At 48.5% G+C, this 8,821-nt stretch carries 7 protein-coding genes; 1 reads left to right on the top strand and 6 read right to left on the bottom strand.

Going from position 1 to position 8,821, the window contains the following annotated elements:
• Positions 1-328 precede the first annotated feature (328 nt).
• On the top strand, positions 329-1,456 hold the full coding sequence (locus ACYC56_RS09700; RefSeq protein ID WP_461373979.1) for a Fic family protein: 1,128 nt from the start codon (positions 329-331) through the stop codon (positions 1,454-1,456).
• A 180-nt stretch (positions 1,457-1,636) separates the two neighbouring features.
• Here ACYC56_RS09700 and ACYC56_RS09705 read toward each other — a convergent pair whose 3' ends face one another.
• From ACYC56_RS09705 to ACYC56_RS09730, 6 genes are all read right to left on the bottom strand, one after another.
• A complete protein-coding gene (locus tag ACYC56_RS09705) occupies positions 1,637-2,284 on the bottom strand; it encodes a flagellar brake protein (protein WP_461373980.1) in 648 nt (215 codons plus the stop codon).
• 149 nt (positions 2,285-2,433) lie between these two features.
• Positions 2,434-3,006: a nitroreductase family protein gene (locus ACYC56_RS09710; protein WP_461373981.1), complete on the bottom strand. Its 573-nt coding sequence runs from the start codon at positions 3,004-3,006 to the stop codon at positions 2,434-2,436.
• A gap of 16 nt (positions 3,007-3,022) precedes the next feature.
• A complete protein-coding gene (locus ACYC56_RS09715) occupies positions 3,023-3,373 on the bottom strand; it encodes an HVO_A0114 family putative DNA-binding protein (RefSeq protein WP_461373982.1) in 351 nt (116 codons plus the stop codon).
• Positions 3,373-4,830 (bottom strand): GGDEF domain-containing protein, encoded by a 1,458-nt coding sequence (locus ACYC56_RS09720; protein ID WP_461373983.1) that lies wholly within the window; start codon positions 4,828-4,830, stop codon positions 3,373-3,375. The genes ACYC56_RS09715 and ACYC56_RS09720 overlap by 1 nt, the downstream gene beginning before the upstream one ends.
• 89 nt (positions 4,831-4,919) lie before the next feature.
• Positions 4,920-6,719 (bottom strand): HD-GYP domain-containing protein, encoded by a 1,800-nt coding sequence (locus tag ACYC56_RS09725; protein WP_461373984.1) that lies wholly within the window; start codon positions 6,717-6,719, stop codon positions 4,920-4,922.
• A gap of 129 nt (positions 6,720-6,848) precedes the next feature.
• Positions 6,849-8,821 (bottom strand): AfsR/SARP family transcriptional regulator (locus ACYC56_RS09730; RefSeq protein WP_461373985.1); only part of this gene is annotated, 1,973 nt, incomplete at its 5' end.

An 8,821-nucleotide genomic window follows, 5' to 3' on the forward strand; every position in this document is an offset into this window, starting at 1 on the left:
GGCGGTTCAAGTCCGTCCCCGGCCACCAGTAATAAGCAGGTTAAACAGTAAAACCACCGAGTAGAAATCCGGTGGTTTTTGCGTTTCTTCTAACAAACTTCTAACAGGATTGCAGAATATAAGGGCCGAAGCTTATTCCCTATAAGTTGAGAGGAACCTTGCTAATGTATGAAGATTTCCTAGCAGGGATGCTAGCTGGGAGAAGAAGAGCTTTTGATCGGCTATTTCTATGGCATCACCACTTTCATAAGTTAGTTTACATTGCTTGACTTAATGTAAACTAAATGGCAATATAGTTTACATCTTAATGGTAAAAGGAAACTAACTTATGAAAATTGAAATCGGTAGATATCAGCAACAAAAAGACGACTTCTCCGCCTTTGTACCGGGAGCTTTTCCACCAGAAGGCATCTTTAACTATTCTCCAGATATTCTCATAAAAGCTGCTGAAGCAGATCGTCTGATCGGTAAACTTGATGGAATTACTCACACACTACCTGACGTCGATTTTTTCCTCTATATGTTTGTGGTAAAAGACGCCACTTCTTCCGCCCAGATTGAGGGAACAAAAGCAACAATAGTTGATGCTATTGAAATGGATGCAGGCATTGCTACGCAACAAACTGATGCAAACGACATTTTGTATTACATAAAAGCTCTTCATTATGGAACAGAGCGACTTAAGGGATTTCCACTTTCACTTCGGTTAATTCGCGAAACCCATTCACAACTTATTAAGGGAGCTAGAACTACCCATTTTGCTGATCCTGGTCAGTTTCGCCATTCCCAAAATTGGATCGGTGGCACCACACCGTCTAACGCCCTATTTGTGCCGCCTCCGGTGGATGAGATGAACCTTGCACTAAATGATTTCGAGAAATTTTTACACGCAAAATTACAGGCGCCACCGCTTTTACATATCGCTCTCACACACGCCCAATTTGAGACTATACACCCGTTTCTTGATGGAAATGGAAGAACAGGTAGGCTTTTGATCACTATGTTGCTATGCCATTGGAATTTGCTTGAGAGACCCGTGTTGTTTCTGTCTTCATATTTTAAAAAACACCAAAAAGTCTATTACAACAAATTGGATGGCTATCATGACGGTCAGGTTGAGAAATGGATTAATTTTTTCCTTGACGGAGTTATCGAAACCGCCAACGAGTCAATTAATATTTCAAAGCAAATAACTAAGCTTCGTGAAGACGATATGGCAAAAATACAATCCCTTGCCAAAAGAGAATCAGAAAGTGGAGTTTTAATATTGCGCGAGCTTTTTTCCAGTCCTATAATCGGTACTCGGAACATTATGGAATGGACTGGTTTTTCCCGTCCTGGAGCTCAAAAAGCTATTGACCGATTTGTAAGCCTTGAGATTCTACGTCCTAGAGATGAAAGAGGAAAATACGATCGTTCTTACGTTTATGATAAATACCTTAGTATATTCTTTTAACATAACACGGCTTCAATCACCAATACAGCAATCCCTTTAAACCAATTCTACCTAACATCCTTCTAACAAAAGCGATTATAAAAGAGTATAAACAAGCACACATATGTATAATTAGCTATTGCTACGCTAATATAATGGATAGAAACAGAGTATAATACAGTATATACTGCACCCTGCTCGCTACAGCTCCAGGCCGCCTTCTTTGTTTCTTAAGAGTTGCTCGTCGAAGATGAATTTGATGAGTTTTGCCCGGTCGGCGCGGTCGAGCTTGGTGAAGGTTATGCCTATCTGGTAACCACTTTTGTCGTTTGATTCGCTGACTCGAAGCGTTTTACCGTGCGCCTTGATTTTGTCGCCCTCGGGGAGGGTGATGTCGAGGCCGACTGGGAGATCTTCTTTTAGCTTGACCGGGTGGCCCCAGTGAATCGCTAGCGCCGCGCCGCCGCCACCTACGTCGATAACCGTTACATCCTCCACCGTTTCGCCGTAGATCCGGCATTGGATGCGCAGGTGCGGGTCGGATAAGCGATAATAGCCCCTGCGTTGGACCAACTGGTACTCTTTGTTCAGCAGGAACTTGTATTCACGGCCGTCACGCGATACCTCGGCGATTCGGGTTGCGATAACGTAGACACCGGCATCGTGGGGAACGGAGAGCTTGAGGTCGCTGGCAGCTTTATCCGGCGGATTGATGTCAAGGTCGAGAAGCTCGCAGAGAACTCGATTGTCCGCAAGGTGATGTTTGACGCCGAGGCGCCAAGTGACGCCTCGGCTGTCGGAAAGATTTATAACTTGTCCTGTGTTGAGTGCAATCTGAAAATTCTCCACAGAACGATTCTATAGTGAGTCACACCGTATTTCAACACCACTACCACAAATATAATAATCCCCTTGAGCCCTGTCCAAGAGGATTACAATGTTAGAGGAGAAACTTTGGCCTAAAGGTTACCTATAAAGACCGACAACAAATAATGCGATTAATAGCCGACATAGGTTGCGTTAACGCGCGGGTGCGGTTTTGCTTCAGGTTGTTCATCCGGATACCCTAAGCTCATGCCGTAGATTATCTCGCGGCCTTCAAGGCCGAGTTCTTCTTGTATCTGCTTTCCTATGTAAGGGGGCACCGTAATACCGCAGGCGCCAAGCCCCTCACGATGTGCGAGCAGCCAGACCTGCATGAACTCGGTTGTCGCGGTCAAAACTTGAAACGAATACTCCCAGCGCTGCTCCTCCGGTAGCTCTGGAATAGTTACAAACATCAGGGTTGGCGCATCACCAAGATTTCTGTAATACTCGAGCGCTTTTTTCTCGCTGTCCGGGTCCATCATCGCAAACAGGTCGCGAAGAATGACCGTGTTTTGTGTTAGAAGGTCTGCCAAACGGTCGCGCATCTCTCCCTTTACGATTACAAAATCCCAGCCCTTGAAGGCGGCGACAACCGGCGCCCACCTGGAATCCTCGAGTAAGCGCTCTATTACTTCCTTCGGCACTTCCTGTTTCTTAAATTTCCTGATCGCTCTTCTGGTTTTGATTCCTTCTAAAAGTTCCATTTACTGTTCCTCCTCGTTATCCTTGTTGAAGGCCGTGCTTTTCTATTAAATAATTAAGGATCAGCCAGCGCGTGTTTCTATCCGACAGACCCTCGGTAAACGCTTGTATATGTCTTTGCCATTGCTTGCCCGGATGGAACCGGTAGTAGATTGCCTCTCCATCGTCTTCATACTGGATGATTCCGCTGTCCGAGAGTTCGGAGAGGGCCTGCATTACCTCATCGACGCTTCGTCCGATGAAGCTGGCGATCTCTTCGCCGGATATGCGGTCGTTTGGGTTCTTCTGCAGGTATGCGATGAGATCCCACTTAACCAGTGAGTCTATAACACCGTCTAGAAGTACCTGGAGTTCTTGTGAGAATCCCACTATGCACCCCTTAGCTTTCTTTGCCTGCCATTGTTTGCATCCGCCCTCTTTTTTCGTGCTGTGACGGCCCGGTTTTTGCCGAGTGATTTAGCCCTGTAAAGGGCCCTATCAGCTTGCTCGATGATATCCAATGGCTCTGTGCCCTGGTTCGGATAGCTCGCGATTCCGATACTTACCGTCAGGGTATCATACCGGTTGCCCCCAGTGATCGGATAGGGCGCACTGCGGACATCTTGTATGATCCGTTCTGCGACAACGCTTGCTTCCTTGCTATTCGAATCGGGCAGGATAACCACGAATTCCTCGCCACCATAGCGGCACGGCACATCGGTCTCCCGGCAGCAATCAGAAATAACACCGGCGATTATCGAGAGCGCTTTGTCCCCGCTTAAGTGCCCGTGTTGGTCGTTATACGCCTTAAAGCTGTCTACGTCGATGATGAGGAGCGATAGCTCATCCGTGGTTCTCTGTGCCCGCTTTACCTCACCGGACATTCGCTCGTAGAAGTACCGCTGGTTGTAAAGACCTGTAAGGTGGTCGGTAAGGGAGGCTTCCCTCGCCTTGCGCATAAGCAAGGCATTATCGATCGCCAAGATAAACTGGCTAAAGGTTGTATTGAAGACATCCTTATCGGCTAAGAGGGCTTGTAGTTCGCTACTTTTGATAAACAGCAGATACAAGCCTTGCGTTCCTTTATGAGTCGCACCTATTGCGAGGCCCAGGTTTTTAAACTCTGCGCCCGCTGTTAGTGCCTCTTTATTGATCTTAAATAGGTTCTCGGAAAGACCGGTCTCATTGACGCCTATGTTGGAGATAACGATCGGGTCGATATGGTGCTCAGATTTTATAACCAGGGCGTGCTCGTCCATGCCGAAGATCCGGCCGATTGTTTCCTGGAAATAGAGGATGAGCTTATTGAGGTCGTTTATCGAGCCCAACACGCGGCTTGCGCTGACCAGTACGGTCACCTTGCTATCAAGCTCGTCGTTCAGTTGCTGGATCTTCTTCTGGTTTTCCGCGAGCCGGCGGAAACTGAGCCCGACAACCAGGGCGCCAAGCCATACTAGCCCTATTCGCAATACGATTGGGCTGTACAAGTAAGGGCCCCCTGAGGGTAGTTTCGTATAAATATAATCAAAAATGGAGATAAACGCCGCCGTCGCTACGCCGCCTTTTAGCCCAAGCTGCAGCGAGGAGAGCGCAATAAGGATGAAGTACGCGTACACCAGGTAAACCTCGAGGGTGCCGAGACTGGTGAGCATCTTGATAACAAAAAAAGCATCGGGAATTATTATCAGCAAGCACGACCAGGAGAACCGGCAGAATTCTTTTTTTGCGACCATTAATACAAGAGTGGTGGCCGCATATGCACCGAGCCAGGTAAGAAATTGCCGTGAAGGCTCGATCATACCGCTTGCTAGCGCTATGGCAAAAATCCCTACGATTGCAGCACGCAATCCAAGAAAGGTGAAATCGATCGCGAATCTGCTGCCTTGGAGCTTGCTATATATGCATTGCGCTTTCTCATTTATCCGCAATAAGCCGGTTAAGCGATTGATAATAAATCACCCCAATCACTCATGTCGGCATTATCCATTACCTTTATAAAGGCCTCAGCTAGCGCGGGGTCGAATTGAGTACCGGCACAGCGCTTTATCTCGTTAAGCGCCTCTTCTGCACCACAGCCTTTTCTGTACGGGCGGTCGCTGGTCATGGCGTCAAACGAATCGGCGATCGCGAGTATACGGGCGCCCAACGGGATGCTTTCGCCAACCAGCCCTTCGGCGTAGCCGCGCCCATCATAATGCTCGTGGTGATGGCGGATCATGGTGGCGATGTTTGCCAGGTTGGGAATGCTGCCCACGATCTGAGCCGAGATGCCAGGATGCGCCATAATTTGTTTGTATTCCTCATCCGTTAGCGACGAGGGCTTAAAAAGGATTTCCTCGCGTATACCGATTTTGCCGATGTCATGAAGCAGCGCGGCGACGTGTAATTCCTCGAGCTCATCGATTGAGAATCCCAGCTCTTGGCCGAGAAGAAGAGAATATCTCGCGACGTTTTCCGAGTGTCCTCTGGTATACGGGTCCTTTGCCTCGATGGCCTCGACAAACGCCTTAACGGTGTTTAAGTGAAGTTCGCGAAGCTCCTGATTGAGTGAAGCAAGCGTCTCCTGTGAGGAGCGTACTTTTCCGACCATGAGATTAAATGTATGGGCTAACTCCGATATCTCATCGTTTGAGGTAATGCTTAATATATACGAGTAGTTACCGTCTGAGATTGCCTCGATGGCATTACCAAACGCAGCAAGACGCTTGCGGACCCACCGTACGAGGATGAAGGCGACTGTTATGAACGCTAGGACGACCGCGATATCTAGTTCGATCATAAAAAGCTTTAATTGCTGTCGAACCGCATCGGCCTTGCGCATTGATCGGGAAGAGTCCTCTCGTGCCAGTTGCAATATTCTTAAAATCGATGTATTGAATTGCTTTAGCGATGAGTCAAACTTACCCTGCGCCAGTCGACGTGCAGGGCTTGCGGGTGCCGTTGCAAACAGCTGACGGGCCGAAGCCGATATCTTTGCGGCTTGTTTTGGCAGGCCGGCTATCGACTGGTGGCATGAAAAACAATCGCCTTTAAGTGGCGGTTCAACTGGTTTGGATTTCGCCAATTCTGAGAGATGGTTAAGCCCTAGCTGAACCCGGGCGGAATCGTGTTCTTTTATGCCTTCTTTAAGGACGCCTATATAGTGCTTAATTGATTGCGTCCGATCGACAAGCCGGTGGGCTCTGGCAACACGCTTGTTGTCATCGGCTTCCAGACGCAGTTTTTTTGTCTCAACGGCAGAGTTTTTTTCCTCGGTTTGGGCAAGCTTGCTGATCTGCTTGGAGTCCCGTTCAAGGGTCGCTATGTTTCGCTTCAGTAGGCGTTCGTACTCAAGGTTTTTACCGCCACCGGCCAGCCCGTTATTATCCGCTAGGGTAAGGTTGGCCCTTAGAGCCTTGACTTCTGAACCGATGCTTAGAAATGCTTTGTGGCATGATTTGCAGTCGCCATTGTGTAGTGGGATTACCTGCTTATCGATATCGGCCACGGCTTTTTTATACTCGGTCCAGAAATTTGTTTGTATAGCGGGATCGTTGTCTGCAAGGAACACGTATGCAGATTTCTCAAATTTGCTCAGGTGGGAATAGATGCCGTCGACATTTCTAAGGACGGAGAGCGCCCTTACCTGACCGGCCTCTACGGTGTCGGCGTCGTTGATAATCCGAAACCCGATTAAGCCGCTTATCACGACAAGGGAAGTTATTAAAGTTGCGAGAATAAATAGTTTCTTGTACATGATCCACGATTTATAGTTAAGAACCTTTTTATTATTTGTCCCAGGTATTTATATCGGCTAATGATGGGCGCAGTTGAATCGGCTTTTTAAGATACCAGCCATAGTCGATTTGCAGTAGGAACCAGTTTCTTAACTGCAGCGGATTTTCTCATACAGGTTGTTAGTTTCTGCAGATGGGATTATGCTATACTCTTTTGCCAGGGCAGCGACCAGTTCCTGATACAGGGACAAAGCCTGCAGCTTTTGCCCACTCTGCCATAGCAATTCCATTGTCTTTCTGCTTACCGGTTCATCGGCCGGTTCCAGAGCTAGATAACGATGGCAGGCTTGTATGGCTGGGGTTAGCTTACCCCGCTGGCGGTAAGATTCAACCTGCTTTAACAGGATTTGCAGATAGAGCTGGTGTAGTTGGGCACGCAAGTCGGTAGACCAATCATCATATATATTATCCGGCAAAAAATCTCCCCGGTATAGTTCGATAGCCTGTTCCAAAAGTTCTACAATAGCCGGATTATCAGTATCGGTGTCTTCCAGAGCGCTTCGGGCAATTGCAGTGAATAACTCGTAATCGGTATATATTTCTATTTCCGGGTTCAGGTAAATTATCCCACGATTGAGGATTACGCTTTCGCTTGCGCTATCATTCAGGCCAAGGGCTTTACGCACGTGGGTTAAAGCCATTCTCAGGCTGCCATCCCCTAACTTGGGGTCTGACTCAGGCCACAACTCTTCGATAACTTTTTCCTTAAGATGTTGCCGCCTGTCTGCAATCAGAAACTTATACAGGTTCTCTGCTTTTTTGGTCTTCCACTGGGATGGGGGAATTTCGACGCCGTTAACAAAAACGCGGAAATCACCCAGGCAGTTTATATGCACAACCGGTACCCCGGTTTCCTGCACTACATCTTGTAAAAGTTCGGCGATACAGTTTCGCACACTTTCGTCCGGGTATACCAACAGGCTGCCGGCCTCTTCACGCGTACGTTGTGGAAACCAGCGCCGGAGGATACGTGCCGCCCATGCTGGATGGATGTTCTTAAGCAGCGCCCGCCGACAAAGGCTATAAACGGTTTCGGCATGCCAATCCCAAAAATACTCCCATTTTTCTGCTTCGGCAGCGTCCAGAGCTTTACGCAGGTATCCATCTGCTGCACCGTCATCACCCTGCAAGAGAGACAGCCGGGCCAGGAACAACTGGGTGCCGGCCAGGACCTGCCTGGAACCCTTTCGTTTGCATCTCAGGCTAACTTCCTCAAATCGCTGCCGGGCCAGTTCGAGCTGACCGGCTTCCATGGCGATAATTCCTGCCACCGATAGGGCGTAATCGTCCAAGCCCTGTCCACCTGGAAGAGCTTTAAGCTTGTCCAGCGCATACTGTGCCTCCGGGAGCAGGTCCCCGGCGTTTTCTCCTGCGTTTATGCGCAATAAAATCAGATCTAGGTCTATGAGATAGGCGTAAAAAATATTGTTAGTCTGAATAAAGGCGTTGCGGGAAAGTTCAAATCCTTTTCGTGCTTCATCCAGGCGTCCTTCCCATATGTGCAGCAGGGCCAGGCGGCGGTGAGCAATCCCTAATTGGTGCGGTACATTGTATTTTTGTCCCAGGCGCAGCAATTCATCACAAATTTCCACCAATTTCTCAAGGTCTCCGTCAAGCACACAGATAACCGTATAAATGGCATAAGCCGTGCCGGTCCAGCGCTCATTTTCCTGCACATAGGGGTCGGCGAGAGCTTTTTCGATCAACATCCTGGCAGAAGTTAGATTGCCCAGCCGGTACTGTATAATGCAGGAAAAAATTAAATGGGCCATTCGCGACTCGGAATCCAGTTTAGTTTTGTCGGCCAGCCAGCTTAACCAGACACCCTGCCGTAAATTGTCCCCCCAGGCTGCCCGCCCCAATGCCGCAACCAGCACTACCCCACGGGACCAGGAGTCCTTCAAAAGCGAGGCGGCCACCGGGATTCGGTCGGCTGTTTCTCTCACTTTTTTTAAATCGTTGGCAAAAGTATAAACGCTAATCATGGCCAGCAGTGAGCGGATCTGGCATTTTATATCCCCTTTTTCTCCCGCGAAATCAGCCGCACAGGATAAAGTGTCCA

The sequence above is a fragment of the Candidatus Aquicultor sp. genome, from assembly GCF_054640775.1.